Here is a 26,009-nt window from a genome sequence, read left to right as displayed (position 1 = left end):
AGAAAAGACAAAAATAGCGACTCTTTCCTATTAACCGCTGATCCGGTCCAAATTGGTCGCCGACCGGCGCGCTCTTAAAATCTGTTAATTTTCCAACCTTTCCACACGTTTTCCACTCTTTGGTCGTATACGAATCAATGCTTGCCCGTTCGTATCGCCCGTATGAAGTATCCGCTACTGTTTCTGTCCTGCTTGTTTTTTTATAGTCTGTTTGCCAACGGCCAGGACCCGGTAAACCGCGCTACCATCAGTGGGTATGTCCGGGAAAAAGGCAGCCAGGAAGCGCTCATCGGCGTGAATGTCTACCTGCCCGGCACCGCCACCGGAACCACCACCAACACCTACGGTTTTTATTCCCTGACCCTGCCCCAACAGGACAGCCTCACCCTGGCTTTCTCCTTCGTCGGCTACGAAACCATCCAGCAAACCGTCTCCTTTCGGCGCAATACCGAACTCAATATCCTGCTGATACCCGGGCAACTGCTGTCGGAAGTCACCGTCACCGGCAACCGAACCGGCGAGGAGAAAGTCAGCGAAAGCGCCCGCATGAGCACCATCGATATCCCCATTCACCAGATCAAGAAAATACCGGCTTTCCTGGGCGAAAAGGATGTGCTGAAAGTATTGCAACTCATGCCGGGCGTTCAGAAAGGCTCCGAGGGCAGCACCGGTATTTACGTGCGCGGGGGCGGACCCGACCAGAACCTGGTGATTCTGGACGATGCCGTCGTCTACAACGCCAACCATTTGTTCGGGTTTTTCTCGGTCTTCAACGGCGATGCGCTCAAGAGCGTGGAGCTAATCAAAGGCGGTTTTCCGGCGCGCTACGGCGGCCGGCTGTCGTCGGTGATCGAAATGAATATGAAGGAGGGTAGCAAGGAAAAGCTCCACGGCGAAGGCGGCATTGGCCTGATTGCCTCCCGGCTGACGCTCGAAGGACCGATACAAAAGGGCAAGTCGTCGTTTCTGGTGTCGGGACGCCGGACCTACCTCGACGTGCTGGCCCGACCGCTGATCCGTGCCGAAAGCAAGGGTGAAGCGATGGCCGGGTATTATTTCTACGACCTGAATGCCAAAATGAATTACGATTTTGGCCGGAAAGACAAACTCTATCTGAGCGGTTATTTTGGCCGGGACCGGTTTTTCGCCCGCGAAACCCCCAAAGACGAACTAAAAACGAAAACAAATACCGGCCTGTATTGGGGGAATGGTACCGGTACGCTGCGCTGGAATCACTTGTTTTCCGAAAAACTATTTGCCAATACGTCCCTCATTTTCAGCAATTATACTTTTCAGATTTTTGCGGACGAAGAATCGACCCGCCGTAACGGGTCACAACTGGAAACCGACACGTATCGACTCCGCTACAGCTCTGGTATTCAGGACATATCGCTCAAATACGATCTGGATTATTACCCCAATCCGCAACACGCTGTCCGGTTTGGCGTCCAGACGACGCACCACAAATTCACCCCCAGCGCGATTGTTCTCAAAGACACCGAAGCCGAACGATTCCGGACGGAAGTGGACGCCATTCGGGTGCAGGAATCGGGCATTTATGCCGAAGATACCTGGAAACCAACCAGCCGCTGGCGGGTCAACGCCGGTTTTCGGCTAAGTCATTTTCAGCACAAGGCCGTGAATTATTTCCGGCCTGAACCCCGGCTGTCGGCGGCTTTCGTGCTGAAACCGGATTTCTCTGTGAAGGCGTCCTACGCACTGATGAACCAGTACGTACACCTGCTGTCGAATACCGGCATTGGCCTGCCCACCGACCTCTGGTTGCCCACCACCGATCGCATCAAACCCCAGCAATCGGAACAGCTTGCGGCCGGTTTTGCCAAGGATTTCACGAAAGCCGGGAGTTTATTCCGGGGACTGACCCTGACGGTGGAAGGGTATTATAAAACGATGAAAAACATCATCAACTACCGCGAAGGAGCCAGTTTTCTGCTGATCGGCAACCCGGAATCGGCCAATGAGGTGCGGTGGGAAGACAATGTGACAGCGGGCCGCGGTTGGTCGTACGGCGGGGAGTTTCTGCTGCAAAAGAAAGTCGGGCGGTTTTCGGGCTGGCTGGGCTACACGCTGTCGTGGACACAGTGGCAATTTCCGGAGCTGAACTTTGGCAAGAAGTTTTTCCCGCGCTACGACCGGCGGCACGACATTTCGCTGGTGGGCATTTACGAACTCAGCCCACGGATTACGCTCTCGGGCACCTGGGTCTACGGCACCGGCAACGCGCTGACCGTCCCGCTGGCGACGTTCACGACCCGTCCGCACCAGCCGATCACGGACCCCTCGAACGGTTTTTCGCCGGGAGGCTATTTCCCTTTCTTCGGCCAGACGGCGAATGACTACGGCGAAAAGAATAGTTTCCGGGCCGAGCCCTATCACCGGATGGATTTTGGCATTCAGTTTCACAAAAAGAAACGCCACCACGAGCGCACCTGGGAATTCAGCGTGTACAACCTTTACAACCGCCGGAACCCGTTTTTTTACGCGTTGCAAAACAATGCAGCCGGGCAAACGGTGTTGAAACGGTATTCGGTTTTTCCAATTGTGCCGTCGTTCAGTTATAACTTCACTTTTTAAACGGATGCGGATCTCGTTCACCATCCTTCTGGCGGTTTTACTGGCGTCGCTGACCGCCTGCGAAAGCTTAATCAATGAAGTGGATCCGGATCGTCTGCCCACCATAGACGAGAAGCTGGTTGTCCAGTGCTTCATTTCCCCGCAGGACACGCTGCTGATGGCCACCGTCAGCCGCTCGCGTGCGGTTTTAGGATCGGGGCAGGGAGGAGTTGTGGGCGCGTCCCGCGTGGTATTGTCGGAGGGAAACCGCTCCATTGTCATGACGTTTGACGAAAAGTTGCTGGCGTTTGTGGCCGACCCGCGTCAGTTTCCGATTGAAGCTGGCAAAACCTACCATCTACGGGCCGAGTTGGACAAGCAAGTGGTGACGGCTTCCTGCACGGTTCCGGAAGCGGTCCCGATTACGTCGGTCAAACTGGACTCAACGCGCGAAACGTCGCCGTTCTGGTCGCAGCAATTTCCGTGGGTGTACGAAACGCGGCTGAGCTGGCAGGACCCCGGCCACGAGGCCAATTATTACCGGGTGGCGGGGGAAGCTTCGCTGTCGCAATGGGTGACGCTCAACCGGTATATCCCCAACCAAACCGCGCCCGATACGCTGGTCCGGTTTGTCACCATGCGATCCCCGGTTTTCTTCAATACGGTGCAACAGTACCTTTCCGACCGCAACCAGAATGGGCAGTCCATAACGTCACCGAAAGGAATTATCCCTAACAACCTCCATTTCACGTACTACGACCGCGCCAGCAATACTTATTTCGGCGGTTATGCCTCGATTTCCAGACGCCCGGTCACCCTAACCCTCATGCTGCTGCACGTCGACAAAAATTATTACGATTACCACCGAACGCTGCAACAACAAAACGACATCGAAGGGAACCCGTTCTCCGAACCGGTTCTGGTGGCAACCAACATCGAAGGCGGGTTGGGTTGTTTTGCCGCCTACAACCGCTCGGCCCTGGCGGTGACGCTGAAATAAGTTCAGACCGGCCTCCCAAACCGGCGGATTTACGCCGGAGTTACCAGGATACGGCCCAATCGATTTTGTTTGATAAATCGTATCTTGGTAACGGATTCTCAATAACCATCTCTTTTCATGAAACGCCTGTTTGCGGTGCTGTGCCTTCTGCTTACGGGCTTCAGTAGTCCGGGGCAGCCGTTGTACACCGTCAAAGGCTCCGTTTTCGAAGAAGGTCGCCCGAAGCCCTTATTCGGCGTTCACGTTTTCACCCCCGGTCAAACCGCCGGAACCGTTACCGACCCCAGCGGTTTTTTCTCGCTGACCCTCCCCGCCCGCGACAGCCTGACGCTCGTATTTTCCTGCGTCGGCTACCAGACGGTCCGGCAAACCATCCCGTTTCGGCAGAACCAGCAGTTGTCGGTTTTTCTCCCGGCGGGTCAAACGCTCGCTGAGTTGACGGTTCGTCCGGCCACGGACCCGGAGGCCACCAGCCGGAATCCGCAGATGAGTCAGATTGGTATTTCGGCCCGACAGCTGGAAAAAATACCGGCCTTACTGGGCGAGAAAGACCTGCTGCGCGTGCTGCAACTCCTGCCGGGCGTCCAGAAAGGCTCGGAAGGAAATACCGGCATTTACGTGCGTGGGGGCGGCCCTGACCAGAATCTGGTGCTGCTCGATGAGGCCGTTCTGTACAATTCCGGCCATTTGCTGGGCTTTTTTTCGGCGTTCAACGGCAGTGCCCTCCGGAATGTCGAATTGACCAAAGGCGGTTTTCCGGCCCGGTTTGGCGGACGGCTGTCGTCGGTGATCGAAGTGAATACCAAAGAAGGAAACGCCGAAAAACTGGCCGGTGAAGCCAGTCTGGGGCTGGTGTCTTCGCGCCTGCTGCTGGAAGGACCACTCGGCAAATCCGGTTCCGGGAAACAGCCCTTAACGTTTCTGCTCGCCGGTCGCCGGACCTACATCGACCTCATCACCCGCCCCTTCGCCACCTCCCGGCAATCGGGGGCCACGCAGACGTTCTTTTACGACCTGAATGCCCGGCTGACGTATACACTGGGGGCCCGGGATCGGTTGTTCTGGAGCGGGTTTCGGAGCCGGGATGCCTTTGTCAATCACACCCAAACCGGCAACCAGCCTTTACAGGGAAGCCTGAACTGGCACAACACCCTGAGTACCCTGCGCTGGCACCACCGGATTTCCGAGCAGGCCTTCGTGAGTCTGTCGTTTCTGTACAGTCAGTATCAGCTAAAAGTCGCCAATGACGGCAGTAGTCTGCGCGATACAGCCAGTCTGCGCTACGAACTGCGGTACCGATCCGGCATTCGGGATATCGGACTGAAATACGCCCTGGAATTCGGGCAGGACCACCACCGGCTCCACTTCGGCCTTCAGACGATACACCACCGCTTTACGCCCGGTGCCGTCGTTACGACAGGAAACGTCGATCCGGCCACTGCGCCCCGTTTTTTTATCGACGCCCTGGAATCCGGCTTATACGCCGAAGATACCTGGCAGCCGGCCCGGCACTGGCACCTGAACGCCGGTTTTCGGCTGAATCATTTTCTGCAACTTCAATCCGGGACGCTGCCCACCGGCGGAAAACCGCCGGGCGAAGCGAACGGACCAGGCCAGCCACGGGGGCGGCCCGTTCAGTACCTAAATCCGGATCCCCGTTTGTCAATGGCCTACCAGCTCGACAGTTCTTTCTCCGTCAAAATGTCGTTTGCAATGATGAACCAATACGCCCATTTGCTATCCAACACCGGCCTGGGATTACCCGCCGATTTGTGGATTCCGACGACGCTCCGCATTCGCCCGCAGCAGGCCCGGCAGGTGGCCATCGGTTTCGCGAAGGATTTCCTCCACCCCGACCGGCCCGACCGGAATCTGACCGTCACGCTGGAAGGGTACTATAAAATTCTCAAAAACAGCATCAGCTTTGCGGAAGGGACTAGTTTTCTGACCACCGAACCGGCCCGGCCAGCCGCAGCCAGCCAGTGGGAAAACAACATCACATCGGGCCGGGGCTGGGCGTACGGCAGCGAGCTGTTTGCTCAGAAAAAAACCGGTCGGCTGTCGGGTTGGGTGGGGTATACACTCTCCTGGACGTGGTGGCAGTTTCCGGCCCTGAACGGGGGTGTCAAATTTCACCCCCGCTACGACCGTCGGCACGATGCGTCGATTGTCGGTATTTACGAAATCCGACCGGGCCTGACGTTTTCCTGGACGTGGGTGTATGGCACCGGACAGGCGCTGACGCTGCCGGTTGCCCGGTTTTCCGGCTACGAAAACCGCCCGGCGTCCTCGGTCAATGGAAATCCGCAGGAGCAACTGTTCGGCCCGGCTCCGAACGTGAAAGAATACGGAGCCCGCAACGGTTTTCGGGCTGAGGCTTACCACCGGCTCGACATCGGCTGGCAGTTCCGGAAACAGCGGAAAGCCCTCACACGAACCTGGGAACTGGGGCTTTACAATATGTATAACCGCCGAAACCCATTCTACTATTCGCTGGAAGCCCGGGATCAGGGCGCAGGCCGACACTCCAAAAGTGTCCTCTACAAGTACTCGCTTTTTCCGGTTGTCCCGTCGGTCAGTTACACCCTTTCCTTCTGAAGGAGTCGCATGAAAACACTCGGATGGCTACTCGGCCTTGGGGCTTTGGCGGCCTGTCAGCCTCTCCAGCAGGAGGTCCAGCCCCAACAACTGGCCGACGAACCGGTCAGACTGATTGTGGCCTGTTTCATCTCACCCCAGGATACGGTTCTGGCCGCCAAAGTGGCCCGCTCCCGCCCGGTTCTGGACGACGAAACTGTGACCAGCCTGGAAATTATGAACGCTACCGTCACGCTGCAAACCGGGTCGCGAAGCGTGGTATTACGGTATCATCCCCGGCTACGGTATTACCGCGTAACACCGGATCAGTTTCCGATCCGGGCCGGAGAAACGTACCAGCTCATCGTTCAGACCCCGGACGGTCGGCGGGTTGAAGCCCAAACCACGGTTCCAGCTGCGGTCGATTTGCAGCAGGTTCGCCTGGATTCGGAAGTTGTGCAGGAAAATCATGAGGTCCGAAAACGCTTTTTTGCGCAGTATTTGTGGACTGATCGGTCCGGCGAAACCGATTATTACCAAACGGAAGGAATCTTTAGTTACCCCTGCGTCGGATGTTCTCCCCCAAAAACCGTTCGCCAGCCCGTTGCGTTTGTGAGCAGCACGGGAACACGGGCGTTTTACACCGATCAGGACAACAATGGCAAACCGATCGTGTCGGGCAAGGGCTACCTGGGTGGTTCCGTGCCGGTCGGCCAGCCGTTTTTCCCGGCGGTTTTTCAGAAACCGTTCGTCCTGACGGCGGACCTGCTGCACCTGAACACCGACAGTTACCGCTACCACGAAGCGCTGGCCCGGCAGCAGCAGGCCGACGGCAACCCGTTTGCCGAACCCGTCATCATTCCCAGCAACATTCAGGGCGGTTTGGGCTGTTTCGGTGCCTATAACCGCTCAACCGTAACCGTTACGGTACCGTAGCCCCAGGTCGAGAAGCGCGAAAGAAGGAATTCCTCCAGATGGTTGGGATTGGCCCAGTTGCCTATTTTCACCGGCTGGACCTGAACACCCGCTACGGTTGTGGTGTTAACGATTCATCGACTAAAAACTGAAATGAGCAGAACCACACAAGAAACCGCATCAACCTTCGACATTGGGGGTGATCTGAACGTCAACCGGCTGGGTTACGGCGGTATGCAATTGACCGGCCCCGGCGTCTGGGGCGATGCGCCCGACCGCGATACGGCGAAGAAAGTCCTGCAAACCGCCGTCGAATCGGGCATTAATTTTATCGATACGGCCGATTCATACGGTCCGCATACGAACGAAACCCTGATCGCCGATGCGCTCCACCCGTATCCCAACGGGCTGGTTATTGCCACCAAGGGCGGTTTTGATCGAACGGGCCCCAACCGGTGGATTACGAACGGACGCCCCGAACACATCCGGCAGGCCATCGATGGCAGTTTACAACGGTTGAAACGGGAGCAGATTGACCTCTGGCAACTCCACCGCGTTGACCCGAGCATTCCGGTGGAAGAAACCCTCGGGCCAGTGGTCGATGCCGTGAAAGCGGGCAAAATCCGGCACGTCGGGTTGTCGGAAGTCCGCATTGAAGACATTGAACGGGCCGAAAAAGTAGTTCCGATCGTGTCGGTCCAGAATCTGTATAACCTGGGAAACCGTACCTGGGAAGAGGTGCTCGACTATACCACCCGGCGCGGTATGGCTTTCATTCCGTGGTATCCCCTGGCCTCGGGGCCGGAAAAACTGGCGGGCAAAATCCGGCAGATTGCAGAAAAGCACCGGGCCACCACCGCCCAGATTGCGCTGGCGTGGTTGCTGAAACGCGCGCCGAACATCCTGCTGATTCCGGGAACGAGGTCGCTGGCGCACCAGCACGAAAACCGGTCCGCCGACCAGATTGAGTTGTCGGATGCCGATTTTGCCGCCCTATCGAATGAAGAGTAACCCAAAGAGAATAGCCCGGAAAAAGACACCTGAGAGCGTTCTTTTTTCCGGGCTATCTTCTTTGTTTCTGTTCGTTACTGGCGGCTGCTCGTCGTTTTAGCCTCTTTGTCTTCCATCGGCGTAAAGTCCTTGAACATGCGTTTCAGCGCCTTGTCGTTTGCTTCGCTCTTGCTTTGCCAGGCCGCATCCAGTTCCAGCGCCACCAGCCCGGAAAGGCTCATGGCCGCCCGAAAATCGTCCAGTTTTTTCACAAAATCCTGGTTCCGACGGGTGGCTTTCAAGGCAAACTCCCGGGCAAACACATCGCCTTTATTCTGGAGTTCACTCTTCTTGCTCATGACGTAATTGAACCGGTCGAGCAGGTCTTTCATGGATTTCCCGATGACCTCCGTTGCTTCGAGCGTTCCCATCGTCAACACCGCCGTGCCGCCCACCGCCGAAACATAGCGCATATTGGTCTGTATCTTGGTATTCTGGTTATTGGCCACAATGGCCGGGGTTACACCGGTGACAGCCCCCAACCCGGCATTGGCTACGGAGCGATTGCGCTTTCCGGTTTTGGCTCTCCGGTAGCTTTTCTTGAGTTCTTCCTCTTTCTCGCCCAACTGAGTGAGCAGGTTCCAGGCCGTAACCAGCGCCTGCCGGTATTGCGCATAATAGTACCGGTCTTTTTCTTCTTCGTTGATCGCGTTATAAACCGTAAACTTCAGCTTCTTTTCGGCGCGGTTCTGACCCTGGTCGAGCGCAAAAAACACAATCTGGAATGTCAGCGAATCGTGCGGATCTTTGACAAAGTCATAATCCGGTTTCCAGATGAATTCGTAATTCGTTTCAGTGTTCTTCCGCAGCGCGCTTTTGGGCACATCCTGGCTGTCCGAAAGAAAATCAAAGGTCTTGATATCGTCATCACCGTTGGGATCGCCCAGGTAAAATTTCAGATTGACCGTCGCGTTTTCCTTGATCCGAATCCGGGATTCGTCCGGAACCATGGTAATCTCAGGCGGCACATCCATCTGCGTCACCTCCACTTTCAACCGGCCTTTCGTGCGCGATTTGCTGGGCTGGTCTTCCACATAGAACTCAATGTAATGCGCTTTGTCGTTCTTCAGCTGATTGAACTGCTGAAGCGACAATTGCCAGGTCAGTTCGCCCTGCGCCGTCAGTTTGGCCGCTTCCGGCATCTGATCCGGAATGGGGATAAAAACGACAGGATCATTGTCTTCATCGCGAATGGCTGCCGGATCGATTTTATAAACATTCTGGGTTTTGTTCCGAACGTAAAAAGGCCGCAAATCGCCCACCACCGGCGGACGGTTGACGTGCTGCACTTTAAGATCGACAGATTGCGTTGCGGTTTCGCCGTGTTGGTTCCGGATTTCAAACAGGATCGGAATGACCCGGGTCGTATTGATGCGATCGGCGATATCAAAACCGGGTTTCCAGCGGAAATGGCCGGTTGAATCCAGCGTCATTCCTTCCATTTGCCCTTGCTTAATGCTGAAAGTCACCGTATCCGATCGGGCCCCGCCCGCCTTCAGAATTACATCAATAAGCTGCCCTTCCGCTACCTGATTCCAGTTCGTATTCTGCCGGTCTACCTGATGCGGTAGGATTATTTGAAGAGGTTTAGCGTCCTGACCGAAAACCGTTAGCTTGGTTAAGATAATAAAGAAAGCAACTATACTCCCTATTTTTTGAAACATGAGGAATCGTTACCGATGGTTTGTAATGTAACGTAAAAATAACAGATAGATTTCATGCAAGCAGAAATCCCGGCATATAATTGACAGATTGTTCCTTTACTGCCTTCTGGTTTTGCATTTATTCAAGAGAAAGTTCAATGAATTACCCGCCGGTTTTACGGCGTTTTACCCGCTAAAACAAAAAGCCGCCCATTGCTGAGCGGCTTTTCCACCGGGGCAAATCGGTTAATTCTTTTTCGGGGCCGGTGTCGCCGATTTGGGAGCGGCAGTAGGCTGGGCAGCCGGCTGTTGTGCCGGTTGCTTCGACGGAATGGCAACCCCCATCTTTTTAAACACCAGATTCGTAATGTCGTTTTCTTCCGGAGCATACAGCAAAACCGGAATCGTACCGGAGCCGGCATCCAGGTTAAACACGAACGTAAAGCCGTTTTCTTTGGCTACGTCGTCCACGTTCTTCTGGATTTTCTGCATCACCGGATTGACCAGCTGGTTGTATTTATTCTGCAACTGCGACGACGAGTTCTGCTGAAATTCCTGAATCCGTTGTTGCAAGCCCTGCAATTCCTTCTCTTTATCGGCTTTGATCAGGTCTGACATCTGCGCCTGACCTTTTTCGTAAGCAGCCAGTTTGTCTTGAAATTCCTTGGTCATATCACCATAGTTTTTCTCCAACTGCGTACGCTGAATGGTAATCTGGTTCTGAATATCTTTGCTTTCCGGCATATTTTGCAGGATGTACTCCATATTCGTATAACCAATTTTCGCAGTTGCTACCGGAGCCGCTGTCGTGGCTGGTTGTTGCGCCTGCGCCCACACCTGGCTACCTCCTAATAGCAGAGTGACTGCCAGTGCAATGAGTTTGTTTTTCATTTCTACCTCGTTATTTTGGTTGTTTGGTCGGTTTACTTGTATTTGATTTAGAATTGGTTGCCGGGTTTAATTCCTTATCCGGCGCTACGGTATTATCGCCTTCAGCAGTTGTGACGTTTTTGGATTTTTTATCGATGGATAAACCCAGTTCTTCCATCACGTAATCGGTGTAATCGTAAATTGGATTGGTGTAGAGGATAACTACCCCCTCGCTGGCTTTGTCCAGCACCATGCCCAATCGTTTCTGGGTGGCTACTTTGTCGATGGCCCGCATGACGGTTTCGGTCACGGGTTTCATCAACTCTTTCTTTTTCTCAAATAGCATCCCTTCGTAGCCAAATACCCGGTTATTATATTCCCGGGCCTCGTGCTCCTTATCACTGATGACCCGCAACCGGTCGCGCTTCATATCTTCCGTCAGGAGGATTTCTTCGGCCTGGTAGGTCTTTTGCAATTTGTCGATCTCCGCATATTTATCCTGAATATCCTTCGACCATTTTTCGGCAAACTTGTCGATCTCCGCCAGGGCTTTCTGATAAGCGGGCATTTTGCTCGTAATAAATTCCGAATCAACGTACCCCAACTTTTGCGCCCGCGCGGACCCAATCGCCAAAAAGGAGAGCAAAGTTACAAAAATTAGTCCTTTTTTCATGACACTTTTTGAAACAAAACCGGGCGGCATCGACATTATTTTCTTCTGCATGAATCAATTACAGTCTGACTGTCACTTGTTTTGTGTCTATAAGTAACGTCGCCGAGTGCAATTTCTTATCGGATTTGCTGTCCGATGGTAAAGTGGAACTGACCACCCGGCCCTGTCCGGGTCGGCGAACCGGGCATCCGGTCGAAACCGTACCCGTAGTCGATCCCGATCAGACCGAAGGCTGGCATAAAGATCCGCGCGCCGGCCCCCACCGATCGTTTCAGATCAAATGGGTTGTAGTTTTTGAAGTTCCCCCAGTTATTTCCGGCTTCGAGGAACGTCAGCACGAAAATCGTCGCTGAGGGGTTCAGAGAAACCGGATACCGCAATTCCATTATGTATTTGCTGAAGGCCAAACCGCCCCGCGCCCGCTCCTGCTGGGTTGGCGCAATACCGTTGATGCCGGTGTAGACATCGCGGTCGTTATAGCCCCGCAAACCGATGATGTCCTGGGCGAGGGCGAACTGCCCCGTACCGGCCAGACCCGATCCCCCCAGCACAAACCGCTCGAACGGGCTGAACTCCGTCCGGGGGTTATACCGACCCAGGAAGCCCATGTGCGCCCGGGCGTTCAGGACCAGTTTACCCGTAACGGTGGCAAACCAGCTGGCGTCGAACATCCATTTGTGGTATTCGACCCATTTATACCGGTCCCGGATATCGACGTTCTTGTTGGTCGTTTTATTGGAGAAAGCCGAGTAAGGTGGCGTAAACGTCGCCAGCAGGGAGATCGACGAACCCGAACGCGGGAACTGCGGATTATCGATGCTGTTCCGCGCCAGCGTGGTGTTGAACGTGATGCTGTTGGAGGTCCCGTTGTTCAATCCAATCCCGAAAATGTCGTAATTATTCAGCTCATACCGCTGGTAGGTCAGCGAGTTGCTCAACTGGAAGAAGTCATCCGGGAAACGCAACCGGCGGCCCAACCCCAACGAAACCATCGTGTTTCCGTAGGACCCCAGGAAGTTCTTTCCGTAGGCACTCGGATTGGTATACAGCTGAGAATAATCCGAAATCCGGTAAACCGTCCGCGACACACTGACGGAAAGGGCATTCGGCTTTTTACCGCCGAGCCACGGTTCCGTAAACGTCAGGGAGTAGGTCTGGAACTGCCGTCCGTTGGCCTGAAAACGCAGGGCCAGTTTCTGGCCGTCACCCGCCGGGAGCGGCCGCCAGGCTTTCATGTTCGTGATGTTGCGGGCCGAGAAGTTGTTGAACACCAGCCCCAGCGTACCGACAAAGCCCACGTAACCACCCCAGCCACCGGACAGCTCGATCTGGTCACTCGGTTTTTCTTCCACGTTGTATTCAATATCGACCGTGCCATCGGGCTGCGGAACCGGGTTGATTCCGATCTTTTCGGGGTCGAAATAGCCCAGCGTAGCCAATTCGCGCTGCGTCCGGATGATGTCGGTTTTGCTGAATTTCTGCCCGGGCAACGTCCGGATTTCCCGCAGGACAACGTGGTCGCTGGTTTTTGTGTTACCGTTCAGGATAATCCGGTTGATGGTAGCCTGTTTGCCTTCAAAAATCCGGAATTCAAGGTCCAGCGAATCCCCCTCGACGCTCTTGATGACGTCTTCGGCGTTGAAATACAGATAGCCAAAGTCCATGTAGGCCGAACTCAGGTCACCGCCGGGAATACCGTTTTTCTGCTTCTCGATGGCTTCTTTACTGTATACGTCCCCTTTTTTAATCCCCAGAATCTGCGTCAGCTTTTCATCAGTATACAGGTAATTGCCTTCCCAGGTGATGTTACGAACGTAGTATTTCTGGCCTTCGTCGATGTCCATAATAATGTCCACCGTCCGGCCATCATGGGCAAAAACCGAGTCGAAGGTAATGGCGGCATCGCGGTAGCCGAGTTTATTGTAATACTCGACCACTTTCTGCTTGTCTTCCTCGAACTTCTTGGGAACAAATTTGGAAGGCGTAAACAGCCGGCCAAACCGCATCTGCTTGGTCCCCTTCATTTTCATCCGTATTTTCGATTCATCCACCAGTTCGCGGCCCCGAATGTCGATATTGTGGATCTTAACCTTGCCGCCCTTTTCAACGGACACGCGCATGGTGGCCTGGTTGCGGGTACTATCGGTCGGAACCTGAATGATCTTTACCTTCGCGTTCAGGAAGCCTTTTTCAACGAAGTACTTTTTAACGCTCAGCTGGGTATTCTTCACTAACGTATTGGAAATCAACCGGCCCAGGTTCAGTTTAACTTTGTCCTTAAGCGCATCCTGCTCCGACTTCCGAATGCCGACGAACGTTACTTTGTATAACCGGGGCTGTTCCTTGATCGATACATTGAGGGTCACCTGGCTGCCCTCGACTTTCGTGGCCAGAATTTCGACATCTTCCAGCAGCCCCTGGGCCATGAGTCGTTTGATGGCGCCATTGATGCTTTCGCCCGGAATCCGGACTTTATCGCCTACTTTCAAACCGGTCAGTGACAGCAGGGAGTTCGGATCGAGGTATTTGTTACCCGTGACGGTCAGGCCGGCAATTTCATATTCTTTCGGATCGGCATAATCCAGCGTAATCGGCGAGGGAGCAACCGGGCTTGGGGTCGTGGTAATGCGTCCCCCCCCGAATCCGGGCCGAACCTGCGCCTGACCCGTCAGGGAAGCCAGGACCAACAGCGCACTAACGCCCGCCAGAAATACTCGATTATTCAGGGATTGCAAGGTGGTAAGAGTTATTTTCATACATCACTTCACGAGTTGTTCACTGATTTTGCCAAAACGCCGTTCACGGTTCTGATACGTCAGAATAGCTTCCCACAGGTGGGGCTTACGAAAATCGGGCCACAACACGTCATTCATAATATAGAGTTCTGCGTAGGCTAACTGCCAGAGCATAAAGTTACTGATTCGATGATCGCCCCCCGTCCGGATCATCAGATCGACCTCGTCGACTCCCTTCGTCGCCAGGGCATTGGCAAACACCTCTTCGTCAATCTGATCGGGTGCCAGGGTTCCATTCTGAACTTCCCGGGCAATTTTCCGGGTGGCTTCCATGATATCCCACTTTCCGCTATAACTCAGGGCCAGAATCAGTTGCAGCCCATTGTTATTTTCGGTCAGCCGCATGGCTTCAGCCAACTCCGACCGGCAATCTTTCGGTAACGATTCGGTATTTCCGATGGTCTGCAACCGAACGTTATTCTCCATCAGCGTCGGAACCTCGTTGCGGATGGTATGCACCAGCAAATGCATCAGTGCATCGATTTCCATCTTGGGACGGCTCCAGTTTTCCGTGGAAAAGGTATAGAGTGTCAGGTATTTCACACCCAGCTCTGCACATCCTTCGGTTACTTCCCTGACGGATTTAATCGCATTTCGGTGGCCGAATACCCGCGCAGCGCCCTGCTTTTTGGCCCAGCGTCCGTTTCCGTCCATAATAACGGCGATGTGTCGGGGCAGATTGCTCAGGTCAATGAGTTCTTTCATTCAGCCGGATTCGTTTTAACAAACTTTAACAAAAAGACGGCCCGACGAGGTGGGCCGTTCAAAATCAGGCTGCAAGTTACTAAAAAACACAGGGATTTAAAAGGAGTGAGAACGCGAAGCCATAAAGGAAAGATTATATTTTTAATCCTTCCCGGCCTGGTGGCCGATGCGATATTTCCGGGTTGGAAATGGAGAGACCAGGGCCATTCCGACCACCTCAAAGCGGGGGGTTTTTAGTTTCGGATCCTCCGGTTTCTGCCTGACCGGAGCCCCTATCCGTCGAGTCGATCCCACCCAATTCGCGCGCGGGATACAACCTAACGGGCAGGTAGGCCACCTAGCTATGTTTAAAATGCCTACCTTTAGACGTCCTGACGAGGGATCGGTTCAGTTTGAAGCGCGGTCAGCAACTTCGTACCTGAAATAAACCCCAAACAACGATGACTACACTGTCAAAAGCAGGAAATAAGGTAATTTTGGAAGATATTGGTTTGTATGCAGACGAGTGACAAGTTCTTTAAAGTCCGATTGTCAATGGTTATACGTCCCCCGCAAACGGTTTTTACCCTGATCTGGAGCTTGTTTGCGGCAATATCGGCCCTTGCAGCCGATCCTTTGTATATCGTCAAGGTGCAACACTTCTCCCTCTCCGAAGGCTTGCCCGCTCGGGGCGTTTTAACGATAGGACAGGATCAACAGGGTTTTGTCTGGATCGGTACGTTAAGTAATGCCTATCGGTTTGATAATTACACCTTTAAAACACTTTCGCACCGACTGGGATCTACCTTGAAGGAAAACGTACAGTACATGTCCGTTAAGTCTCTCCAAACCGATGCCGAAGGAAATCTCTGGATTGTAAAATATGGAATGGGAAACCAGAATCAACTGGTCATTCTTCCGCCCGGACAATCAGAAGCTATATCGTTTGAACAGCGTTTTAAACACCCGCTACCATTTGATTTTTCCAGGGTCGATTTAAATAATTTAAAACTTTATCGCTCACCCCGACCTGGCGACCCCCTGGTATTTCCTACCGTTGATGGGTCTATTTGGGTTTATGAAGGCAAGGGAAGGTTCAACCATCTTTTCCGGCACCCGGCCCAGGCTCGATTGCAAAGCATCCTGACTTCGCCAACAGGAAACCTTTTACTGACGTTTGCTGTGCCCACAAACCCGGATCAGAACGAACTTATTGAACTTACCCGAAGTGGACACATTCACCGACGACAGCTTATTCCCGCTCATCTAGCCCTTACATCCGTTGATTCTCAGGGATCGATTTACCTATCCGCTTACTTCGATTCCAAAGAAACCCCTAACATATCTCCTCGGTTATCACGAGACGGGGTTAAGAACCTTTTATACCGGCTTGATCAGACGGGCGAATTGCACAATATCCCGATTACCTGGTCAACCAGTCCTTTTCCAGACCCGCTGGATTATTCGTTCGAAGAAACCAGAATGGTTTACGACGCAACGCACGGATTATTCTGGTTTATGGGGCCTAATGTACTCTTTGCCTGGCATCCAAGAGAGGGGATCGTATTCAATCTGGCCAGTACCGGTTTTCCGATTGCCAGCCTGGCCAAATTAAACCACCTATTTGTTGACAAAACCGGGGCCGTTTGGATAAGCACGCAGAACGGTTTTTTACTGTTAACGCTCGAACGCAACCAATTTAATCGGTTGCTTTACTCGCCGGAAAATGACGTGAATCCCCTCAAATTTAGCACCCGGGGAATTCTCAAAGTAGGGAATTGGCTCTGGGTAAACTCCTACAATGGCGTTCGTCTCATTGAACTGGGCACCGGAAAAACGCATAATCTGCAAAATCTGGTACGATACGACTACGTGCCTGTCATTCTGGGCAATGATAATAAAATATGGACCGCTTCCGGGGATACGCTGGCCCAAATTGATCTCCAAACTCGGATTGCCCGGAAATTCAGCCTGGATAAAGCGCATGGCAATTGCTGGGCGCTCTGGCAGGATAAACGACATAATTTCTGGCTGGGCTATGACGAAGGAATCGGCTTTTTCGATGCTCAGAAGCAACAGGTCCAGCCCTTCACCCGTTATAATCACTACCCGGAACTTGCCCAGAACCGAATTCACGGTTTTTTTCCCGATCCAAAAACCGGCCATATCTGGGTGGCAGCTACCTCCGGGCTGTACCTGCTCGACACCGTGCGCGGAATCATAGCCCGGTACAGCACGAAGGATGCTGCTCCTAACGATCTACCGCTCGATAACATCTCATTTGTTCATTTTGACCGAACTCAACCGGGTATCTTCTGGTTAACCTCCCGCATTGGAGGGCTTATCCGCTGGGAACGCGATACGGGAAAATGGCAGCATTTTTCCCAGGAAAACGGACTATCCAACGATGCGCTTTATTCCGTTCATGAAGACCGGCATGGACATCTTTGGTTACCGAGTAACTATGGCTTAATGCGCTTCAACAAATACACGCATCAGGTTCAAGTCTATCTGCCTAAAGACGGTATTGCCCACGAAGAATTTAACCTGACTTCGAACTATCAGAGTAATGACGGGCAATTATTTTTGGGTGGTCTTAACGGGATTACTACGTTCTGGCCTGATAAGCAGTTAACGGAAAAACCGGTTATTGTGCCGCTCATGCTCACCCACTACGAACAGCTCAACGCCAACACAGGCGAGCGAATCGACTATCTTCCGGACTTCGACCAAACAAAACAAATTCGTATTCCACCCCAGAATCGTTCTTTTTCGCTTTCTTTTTCACTGCTCGACTACCGGTACGGCCGGCAGTTCCGGCTATCCTACCGCATCGTAGGCTGGCAGGACTACTGGACCTCCAAACTCCAGCGGGACATCAGCATCAATGGACTTCCCCCGGGAACCTATCAGCTTGAGGTACGCGCTCAAAACCCCAACGGCCAGTGGGTTTCCAAAACGCTGACTATCCCAATCACAGTCCTGAAACCGTTCTATCTTCAAAACTGGTTTTTGCTGCTGCTGTTGCTGCTGGTGGCAGGGGCGATCTGGGGCATTTTCTGGTGGCGAAACAAACAGTTGATCCGTGAAACCAAACGACTGGAAGAGGAGGTTTCCCGCCGAACCACCCAAATTGAAAAAGACAAAGCCGTTATTGAACAACAGGCCGCCGATCTGCAGGCCAGCGCCACACTGAAAGACCGGTTTTTCGCCAATGTTTCGCACGAATTCCGAACTCCTTTGACCTTATTGCTGGGACCGCTGACCTATTTGTCGAAGCAGCTTTCCGACCCGGCGCTGCTCCGGCTGCTCAGCAGCATGGACCGTAACGCCCGGCAATTGCTGACAATGGTCAGTGATTTGCTCGACTTGTCGAAGCTGGATGAAAACGGCATTCAGGTGGTAAAACGACCTGCGAATCTGGCCCAACTCATCAACCAGACCGTCGCGATGTTCCATTCCCAGGCTGAATATACCGGCCTGCGTTTAACCGTCGAGGGCACGAACAAGCCGCTCTGGCTCCTGATGGACGCTTCCAAGGTCGAAACCGTCCTGAAAAACCTGCTGGCAAATGCGCTGCGCTTTACCCCCTCGGGCGGAGCAGTCACCGTTCGATTGCAAACCTCGGAAGATAAGGTCCGCGTTGACGTCATGGATACCGGCCCCGGTATTCATCCGAATGACTTGCCCCATATTTTCGAGCGGTATTACCAGTCACAACAACCGGACGCTCCGTTACATGGGGGAACCGGGATTGGCTTAGCCTTGTCCCTCGACTATTGCCGTCTCTGGGAAGGAACCTTAACCGTTGACAGTGAACCCGGAAAAGGAAGTACGTTTTCCTTTACCCATCCATACCAGCCCGCCCAGTCAATTCAGCCCCGACAACCAATCCTTACCGAGCCTGCCGAGACTCCTACGACGATTTCGAAAGATCTGGAGTCATCTGTAAATCAGAAAGTAGCCCGCATTCTGTTCGTCGAAGACAATGTCGACATGGTGACCTACCTCGAAACGATTCTGACTCCCTTTTATCAGCTTCACGTCACCCATAATGGTCGGGAAGCCTGGGAATGGCTGGGTAGCCTGCCCGACCCGGAATTGCCCCAGATGATCGTGACCGATTTGATGATGCCGGATATGGATGGGATGGCACTCGTCGATCAGCTTCAACAGCATCCTACCTTTCGGACCATTCCGGTGCTGATGCTAACGGCCCGCAACAGCCGGGATGTTAAACTTCAGGCTTTGCGACTCGGCGTAGCTGACTACATGAATAAGCCGTTCGATCAGGATGAACTCGTTATCCGGATCCATAACCTGCTCGAACGATCACAGGAACGGGCGGTCTGGGAGCAACAACTGCCGCCCGAAACCGCTCCGACAGCTCCGCCCTCGGCAGAAGACGAATGGCTGCTGCAGATCGCGCAGATCATCCAGAAAAATCTGGCTAATCGCTCCTTTCAGGTCAATACACTGGCCGACGCCATCAATAGCAGCGAACGGCAACTGTACCGGCAATTAAAAAAACGAACCGGTTTTTCACCCCATCAATTCATTCAGGAAGTCCGGCTGCAGAGTGCCCGCGAGTCGCTGGAAAATCAACGGTATACGACCGTCAAGGAAGTGTGTTATGCCGTGGGATTTCAGGATGTGGTGTATTTCTCACGGTTGTTTTTTCAGCGGTTTGGCAAGTATCCGACTGCTTTCCTGCGAAATTCGGCGAAAACGACCGATACCCAGGCTACTCTTCCTCTTTTTTACCAAGCAGACTCAGAAAACCTTCAAACCGGTCCCGATAAGCCGCCCCCAGCGACAGCTGATGCTGACCGACGTTGATCGTCCGGTAGGAGTACCCCGTGATCTTGGTCAGGTTGACGATGTAGGACTTGTGGATTCGCAAAAATTGCTGCCCTGGCAGCGCCTGCTCCAGTCGCGAAATCGTTTCGTTGACCACATCCACCTGCCGCCGACCGTAAATCTTGCAATAAATTCCGTAGGCCTGAATATAGTCGATGTCACTATGATCAAACCGCTGAAACGAATGCCCCTGCTTTAGAAACAGAAACGGGTGTTCTGTCCCTATAGCCGGTGTCGTTTGAGCGCTCAGGGCCCGATTGACGGCGCGCGTAAAACGCAGGTAATTAAACGGTTTGAGCAGGTAATCGGCCACACCCAGCTGGAAGCCTTCCACGGCAAAATTGGCGTTGGCTGAGGTTACAATGAAGGGCACCCGTCCGGCAAACGACCGAATCAGCCGGGCCCCGGCCGTAGTGGGATGGCTCATATCCAGCCAGACTATATCATATGATTTGGTCTGCAGCAGGTGCTCAGCCTGGTCTGTGGACACACAAACCTCGGGAGGAGCCAAAAAGGGCAACTGATTGATGTAGCCCCCCAATTCGGCAGCAGCCAGCGTGGAGGGAGTCACAATAAGGCATTGCTGCACCTGCATAAGGCCGACCGATGCCCTGGAGGGTTGAACAGAATCGATATCCATAACTTTTCAATCAGTGGGTATACGGACTAATCGCATAGGAAGCTGACCAGCTCGCGGGATAAACAGACTCTTTTTTGAATCAGCCGGTTTCTGGCTGATACGAAAAAGAGTCTTTCTTTAGACGTCGGACGACTGATTGGTTTCGGTAGTTACGAAAATTTCTTTTTTGAATCAGCCGGTTTCTGGCTGATACCCGCGGTTTGCCCAGCCAAACGGGGGCCAGGGTAGGCGCAGGAAAGGAAGAGTACATAGCGGCCCAGCTGGTCACGACTTTTTTTGGAGCAATCGATTGGAATGATCATGGGAATAAAAGGATAGGACAGAGAATAAGAGCTTTTAGGTATAGTAGTAGCAAGGCGTGTTTAGCGGAACGCTCAGCAATTGCGCACAAAGTACCTTCTAAAATAGATAAAAATCCTGCCAAAAGACTGGGAGAATCCTGCCAAAAACCGTAAATTAGGTAATTTTTCGGACGCCCGGCAGGCAGACGAACAGACTTCGGAGGTTTATCTCCAATTTCCATCCTGTCTCTCTCAGTATTTTTACCCAGATTGGGAAAAGCTGGCGATTTCAGCCACCGCAGAGAATTTGCCGTACGTTGTGAGCGTGCTGTCCTATAAATGGGCTGCCCAGGCGGAGAGTCGTACGTTGTGGGCACAAGAAAGAGGAACGCAGGTAGGCCGGTATTTCCGGGCGCCGACGCCGTGACCCGTTGCACCGGCGGCCGAAAGCCGGCTCACCAGTCCACGCTATAGTTCCATGATACTTTTCAGGTTGTCGTGAAAACTACTGCCGGTCATCAGATGCGTAGCCTTTTTATCCCGCATAATGATGACGAATTTCCCATTGAAATGCCGCTGGATCTCCTGAATGTGGCGCGAGTTAAGCAAGGCCGACCGGCTGATGCGGGTGAATGAATCCGGGAGTTTCTCTTCCAGCGTCGAAAGGGTATAATTCGTCAAAAACTGCTGACCGTCAATGGTATTCAGAAAAACATACTTATCCTCGGCTTCGAAATAGGCAATGGTTGACAGCGGAATCAACAGAATGCGGTCACCGGTTTTGACGGAGATGGAGTGCAGCTCTTTCTTGGGTTTCAACAACGCCAGCACATGCCGCAAATCCGGGCCGGCCACGGCTGGTTCCAACCGCATTTTCCGAATTCGCTCAACGGTTTTTTCCAGCCGCTCCGGCTCGATGGGTTTCAGCAGGTAGTCGATGGAGTTTTCCTCGAAAGCCCGGACGGCATAATCGTCGTAGGCCGTCGCAAATACCACCATCGGCAGATACGGCAACCTGCCGAGCATTTCAAAACCCGTCAGACCAGGCATCTCGATGTCCAGAAAAATCAGATCGGGTTCCAGCTCTTCCACCGCCTTGAGCCCTTCCAGCCCGTTGACCGCTTCGCCGACGATCGAGAAAGTATCTTCATAGCGCTTCAGCAGGCGACGGAGCCGGTTCAGGGCCAGTGGTTCGTCGTCAACCAGCAGCGTTCGGAGGGGAAATTGAGTTGCCATGTGTCAAACGTTCGGTTCAGCGGCTGTATACCCGGTTTTCGTGGGCCCGGAAATGGACGGTTCTCAGGATGAAATCGGTTTGGTAGTGGCCAGCACCGGCGGTCGAACCGGCTCCGGAGCGGTGCTTAGTCGTTCTTTCCGAATCTGCACCACCACTTCTTTCAGCGGTTTGTTTTCGACCAGCAATCTGGCATCGGCTCCATATAATAATTTGAGCTTATCCTGAATACTTTGTAACCCGTACCCCGCGACGAGGTCTTCCGGGAAAACCGGGCCATTGTCGTGAATCCGGGCCATCAGCCAGCCGTTTTCTTCCGTAATCCGGAGAACGATCGCGCCCGGCCCGGCCACTTTCGAAATCCCGTGCTTGATGGCGTTTTCGACCAGCGGTTGCAGCAGAAATTGCGGAATCTGGATGTCATTCAGGCGTTTGTCCGTCAGGTCGATGCGGTACGTCAGTCGGTCGCCAAATCGCACCTGTTCCACATCCAGGTAGGTTTGCACCATCTCCAGTTCATCGGCAATGGAATTGAAATAGCGGTTTTTCATCCCGGTCGAATACCGGAACAATTTGGACAGCAAAACCACCATCCGTTCGGCCCGGTCGGGTTCATCGTGCACCAGACTGGCGATGGAATTCAGGGCGTTATGCAGAAAATGGGGATTGATTTTAGCCTGAAGCGCTTCGAGTTCGGCGCGGGTTTTCTGCTGTTCGAGCTGCAACAACTGGTACTCCTGCTCGGTAATTTTCCGGGTGAAGGTGCGGGCCCGCTGCTGAAAATAAAAAAACAGATTCCCGACGCCAATCGGCCCCAGCAGGTATAGCATCGACGTGTTATTGGCCCGCTTTCGGTACATCATAATTTCGGGCGTATCGAAAAAAACAAGTCCAATCTTCCGCCATATCAGCACGTCTAATACACCAACCGTACTCAGAAAGATTAAGGTCAAAACCAGGTGTTGCACCCAGACCGGCGAAAACCGGTGAGCAACCAACCCAAATAGTGAGCAGATGGCCAGGACACAAATCGCATCGATCAGGTTGCTGATGCAGATCATGATCGTAATCCCGATGTACTCGCCGGTCGGGTTGACCAGTTCCAGCGTAAAATAAATGATGCCGCTCAACCCGTAGACCATCATAGCAATAACCACAATGGATACGACCCAGTCGCGCAGGCTATTTTGCAGAAATAGATTGCTGGCTTTCCGGCTTTGAAAAGAACTCATCGGCACAACAGGTTAAGATTGCTCTACTGCCCACACTGGCTCAGCAGTTGCTGATTCATATCCAGCCCCCAACCGGGGTGAATGGTGGACGCCGGTTTGAAGGTAGTGAATTTTTCGGCGGCTTTTTTCAACACCGGACAGGCCACGGTTTTCCCTCCCCCAAATTGCTCCGGTGTGTAGTACAGCGATTGCCCTTCCAGCAGATAAATTCGCGGATTCCCGGCATTCTTCTGCTTCGCCTTATCCAGATTCGCCTGAAAAATCGGGCCGTATTCCTGCCAGCGGTTTTCACCATCGACCGCCAGCCGGGCACTGGCCAGGGCGGCCGCCAACACCATCAGTTCATCGTTGTCAGCCTGCCGGGTAGCGATTTTTTTGTAAAACTCATCGGCCTTGTCCAGCAGGGCGTCTTTCTTACCGGTATCGGTTTCTTTAAACGACAGCAACATGTAGGTGTACGAAGCCCAGTAAGCGGGCAACCACTCGGCGGTTTCGGCATTGGCGATGCGTTCAAACTGGCCGGCTGTCCGCTGAAGCTCCGGCGTCGGCGTCGCGTATGTTGCCTTGGCAATGGCATCTTCCATCGCTTTCGTGTATTTCTCGTTTTGGGAGTACGTGCGGGAGAATACCAGCACCAGCGCAAGGAAAAGGGCTATTTTTTTCATGGTTGATAATAAGTAGATGGATAAAAAAGGCTGTTCGCACGGACCTTAATTGGTAATCAAGTCAGGATCAATCGCTTTCCGGGTTAGACTCAATAAGGCTCCGACGAAGAAAAACCGGTAGAACGGCGGCACCACCGCAAACTTTTGCGTGCCATCGGGGGTGTAGCGATAGCCGTATATATTCTTCGTTCCCAGCACATTTTCGGCCGATGCGTAGAGCACCAGAAACTTCCGCGATAGCATTCGGACGTAGCTCACCTTCATGCTGAGGCTGCTGTACGGGCGGGTTTTATCGCCCAGAAACTGGTCGCTTCCCGGGTTATAGTAGGGCCGTCCGCTCGCCAGCGAATATGTCGCCCCGGTATTGATGCCGATGGCCGGAAACGCTTTCTTGAAAACCAGGTTCAGCGTGTGCGTGGCCGCGAAGGTTGGCATGGCCTCTACGGGGTAATTGCGAAACAACCGCTGGGTATCCAGAAACGAGTACGAAACCCAATAATCGACGTTTTTCATCGACTGCTTGTCGCGCCAGAACAGATCGAAGCCCTGCGCGTAGCCAAACCCGCTGTTGTCGGTCTGCCCGTTCGGAAAACGGTACATGTTCGGATCGTAAAAACCGTTGGTATGTTCCCGCACCAGGTTCTGGTAATCTTTGTAGAAGGTTTCTACCCGGAACGTCCGGTTGTTGTGAATACGCTGGTAATTCACAATCAGATGGCTGGCCCGCTCAAACCGCAGGTCAGGATTCGTCAGCAGGTAGGTTTGCTCTGGTGTCTGGTAAAACTGCCCGGCCGCCAGTGAGACCTGGCCGTAGGGGCCGGTTTTGTACGCCATCGACAGGCGGGGCGACACATTGCCGCGCCCAATCACCGACGACCGTTCCCCACGCACACCCGCCCGCATGGCCAACTTCCGGCTGAAGAACACCTCGGTTTCCACAAAAACTGCCGAATACCAGTCGGTCAGCGAGCCGCCCCAGGGGCCGTAGCGGTTCAGGTAGGTGTACCGATGCAATTCTGCGCCAGTCAATAACGAGACGTTGTCATTTAACGAACGGGTCAGCACCAGCCGCCCCTGCATCCGCTGCTCCTGCGTCCGGGCCTGCACGGTATCGATCCCAAGCTGGTCGCGGTTGATGTTGTAATTCATGCCAGCCTGCAACCCCCAGCGTCCTTCGTCCCAGGTGGTTTGGTAGGTGGTCATCGTAAAGGCATTCCGGTTTCGGACAGTAAAGGGCGACGGGCGGAAATCGCCGGTAAAATTCCGGAACTCGATGGCCTGGTAGCTGGCCGATACATCCGTATAATGTTTCAGGAGCCCGTGTTTGCCGAAGGGCTGCGTCAGGATAATTGAGCCTCCACCTGCTTCGGGTGCGTGCCTCCAGCTGATGTTTTGTTTCAGGCTATTAAACAACGGATTCAGGTTGGTGTAATTCAGCGAAACCGTTACCCGTTCTTTTTTGAAAGCCGACAGATCAATCCCCGCAGCATGGAAACCGATGCTCACCCCGTCGTTATCCTCGGCCCGGTCTTTCGTATTGAGCGTCAGGACCGACGACAGCGCCTGACCGTACTGGGCCGAATAACCGCCCGTGCTGAACGCCGTACCTTTGAACAGATACGGCGAAAACCGGCTTCGCTGGGCCACGTCCGGCCCTCCGCTCGTAAACGGATTTTGCACCACCATACCGTCAATGATCGTGCGCGTTTCGGAAGCGGCCCCACCCCGGACAAACAGGCCGGTTTGGTCGCCGACGCGCTGCGCCCCCGGCAGCAGTTGCATCACCGCCGGAATGTCGGCCCCCCCGCTGGCGGTCGTCACAATATCGAGCGGTTTCAAAACCGTCTGGCGTTTTTCGTCGCTGGCTTCGAAGGCCCCCGCCGTGATGACGACCGTATTCAGGATCGTGGCCGTTTCCTGCAATTTCGCGTTGAACAAAACCGTCGGTTGGTCAAGCTTAAGGAGCTGCTGAAATGGCTCGTACCCGATAAAACTCACCGCAACGGTTGCCGTATCTTTCTGATCGGTCTGGAAACTGAACGCGCCATTGGCATCGGTATTGACGCCGTCGTATGAGCCTTTGATAAAGACGTTGGCACCGGGAAGTCCGGCCCCTTTGCGGTCGGTAATTCGGCCGGTTATCGTAGTCTGCGCCCGGAGCAGCGCGGGCAGCAGGAGGGCTCCGCCGAAAAGTAAGAGTGTTTTCATCGTGGATTCGTTCGAATGCGAATCGAAACTAGGGGCGTACCCGCCGGATTTGAAGCAAATTCCGACGAACACCGGTTCGGGTAGCGCAAACCCGGCAAATCGGCGGAT

General features: G+C 53.5%; 16 protein-coding genes. 6 read left to right on the top strand and 10 right to left on the bottom strand.

Annotation, left to right across the window (positions count from 1 at the left end):
* Positions 1-162 precede the first annotated feature (162 nt).
* The 5 genes from ACFPMF_RS22595 to ACFPMF_RS22575 all read left to right on the top strand — a co-directional run bounded on the left by ACFPMF_RS22595 (position 163) and on the right by ACFPMF_RS22575 (position 8,077).
* The gene (locus ACFPMF_RS22595) at positions 163-2,595 is read left to right on the top strand and encodes a TonB-dependent receptor (RefSeq protein ID WP_379849339.1); all 2,433 of its coding nucleotides are present in this window, start codon (positions 163-165) and stop codon (positions 2,593-2,595) included.
* A 4-nt stretch (positions 2,596-2,599) separates the two neighbouring features.
* A complete protein-coding gene (locus tag ACFPMF_RS22590; RefSeq protein WP_379849337.1) occupies positions 2,600-3,574 on the top strand; it encodes a DUF4249 domain-containing protein in 975 nt (324 codons plus the stop codon).
* 117 nt (positions 3,575-3,691) lie between these two features.
* Positions 3,692-6,172, top strand: coding sequence for a TonB-dependent receptor (locus ACFPMF_RS22585; protein WP_379849335.1), 2,481 nt, complete (start codon positions 3,692-3,694; stop codon positions 6,170-6,172).
* A gap of 9 nt (positions 6,173-6,181) precedes the next feature.
* The gene (locus ACFPMF_RS22580; protein ID WP_379849333.1) at positions 6,182-7,087 is read left to right on the top strand and encodes a DUF4249 domain-containing protein; all 906 of its coding nucleotides are present in this window, start codon (positions 6,182-6,184) and stop codon (positions 7,085-7,087) included.
* 132 nt (positions 7,088-7,219) lie between these two features.
* Positions 7,220-8,077, top strand: a complete 858-nt coding sequence (locus ACFPMF_RS22575; RefSeq protein WP_379849331.1) for an aldo/keto reductase — start codon at positions 7,220-7,222, stop codon at positions 8,075-8,077.
* 74 nt (positions 8,078-8,151) lie between these two features.
* Here the strand turns inward: ACFPMF_RS22575 and ACFPMF_RS22570 are convergent, their stop codons facing one another.
* The 5 genes from ACFPMF_RS22570 to ACFPMF_RS22550 all read right to left on the bottom strand — a co-directional run bounded on the left by ACFPMF_RS22570 (position 8,152) and on the right by ACFPMF_RS22550 (position 14,802).
* A complete protein-coding gene (locus ACFPMF_RS22570) occupies positions 8,152-9,780 on the bottom strand; it encodes a hypothetical protein (RefSeq protein WP_379849329.1) in 1,629 nt (542 codons plus the stop codon).
* Positions 9,781-10,005: 225 nt separating this feature from the next.
* Positions 10,006-10,650, bottom strand: coding sequence for an OmpH/Skp family outer membrane protein (locus tag ACFPMF_RS22565; RefSeq protein WP_379849327.1), 645 nt, complete (start codon positions 10,648-10,650; stop codon positions 10,006-10,008).
* Between the two features lie 10 nt (positions 10,651-10,660).
* Complete coding sequence (locus ACFPMF_RS22560; RefSeq protein WP_379849451.1) at positions 10,661-11,302, bottom strand: OmpH/Skp family outer membrane protein; 642 nt, start codon at positions 11,300-11,302, stop codon at positions 10,661-10,663.
* A gap of 116 nt (positions 11,303-11,418) precedes the next feature.
* On the bottom strand, positions 11,419-14,058 hold the full coding sequence (gene bamA, locus ACFPMF_RS22555; protein WP_379849325.1) for an outer membrane protein assembly factor BamA: 2,640 nt from the start codon (positions 14,056-14,058) through the stop codon (positions 11,419-11,421).
* 3 nt (positions 14,059-14,061) lie between these two features.
* Complete coding sequence (locus ACFPMF_RS22550) at positions 14,062-14,802, bottom strand: isoprenyl transferase (protein WP_379849323.1); 741 nt, start codon at positions 14,800-14,802, stop codon at positions 14,062-14,064.
* A 1,461-nt stretch (positions 14,803-16,263) separates the two neighbouring features.
* On the opposite strand from ACFPMF_RS22550, the gene ACFPMF_RS22545 reads away from it, so the two are divergent.
* Entirely contained in the window at positions 16,264-19,620 is a 3,357-nt protein-coding gene (locus ACFPMF_RS22545) for an ATP-binding protein (RefSeq protein WP_379849321.1), read from the top strand.
* Here ACFPMF_RS22545 and ACFPMF_RS22540 read toward each other — a convergent pair.
* From ACFPMF_RS22540 to ACFPMF_RS22520, 5 genes are all read right to left on the bottom strand, one after another.
* On the bottom strand, positions 19,526-20,281 hold the full coding sequence (locus ACFPMF_RS22540; protein ID WP_379849319.1) for a LytR/AlgR family response regulator transcription factor: 756 nt from the start codon (positions 20,279-20,281) through the stop codon (positions 19,526-19,528). The genes ACFPMF_RS22545 and ACFPMF_RS22540 overlap by 95 nt on opposite strands.
* A 749-nt stretch (positions 20,282-21,030) precedes the next feature.
* On the bottom strand, positions 21,031-21,798 hold the full coding sequence (locus ACFPMF_RS22535) for a LytR/AlgR family response regulator transcription factor (RefSeq protein ID WP_379849317.1): 768 nt from the start codon (positions 21,796-21,798) through the stop codon (positions 21,031-21,033).
* A gap of 63 nt (positions 21,799-21,861) precedes the next feature.
* On the bottom strand, positions 21,862-23,028 hold the full coding sequence (locus ACFPMF_RS22530; protein ID WP_379849315.1) for a sensor histidine kinase: 1,167 nt from the start codon (positions 23,026-23,028) through the stop codon (positions 21,862-21,864).
* Between the two features lie 23 nt (positions 23,029-23,051).
* On the bottom strand, positions 23,052-23,693 hold the full coding sequence (locus tag ACFPMF_RS22525; RefSeq protein WP_379849313.1) for a hypothetical protein: 642 nt from the start codon (positions 23,691-23,693) through the stop codon (positions 23,052-23,054).
* A 45-nt stretch (positions 23,694-23,738) separates the two neighbouring features.
* A complete protein-coding gene (locus ACFPMF_RS22520) occupies positions 23,739-25,901 on the bottom strand; it encodes a TonB-dependent receptor (RefSeq protein WP_379849311.1) in 2,163 nt (720 codons plus the stop codon).
* Positions 25,902-26,009: the final 108 nt, after the last annotated feature.

The organism is Larkinella bovis (genome assembly GCF_042655385.1).
Taxonomy (GTDB): domain Bacteria; phylum Bacteroidota; class Bacteroidia; order Cytophagales; family Spirosomataceae; genus Larkinella; species Larkinella bovis.
The sequence above is the reverse complement of the archived record's forward strand: the minus strand, read 5'-3'. Positions and strand labels throughout refer to the sequence as shown.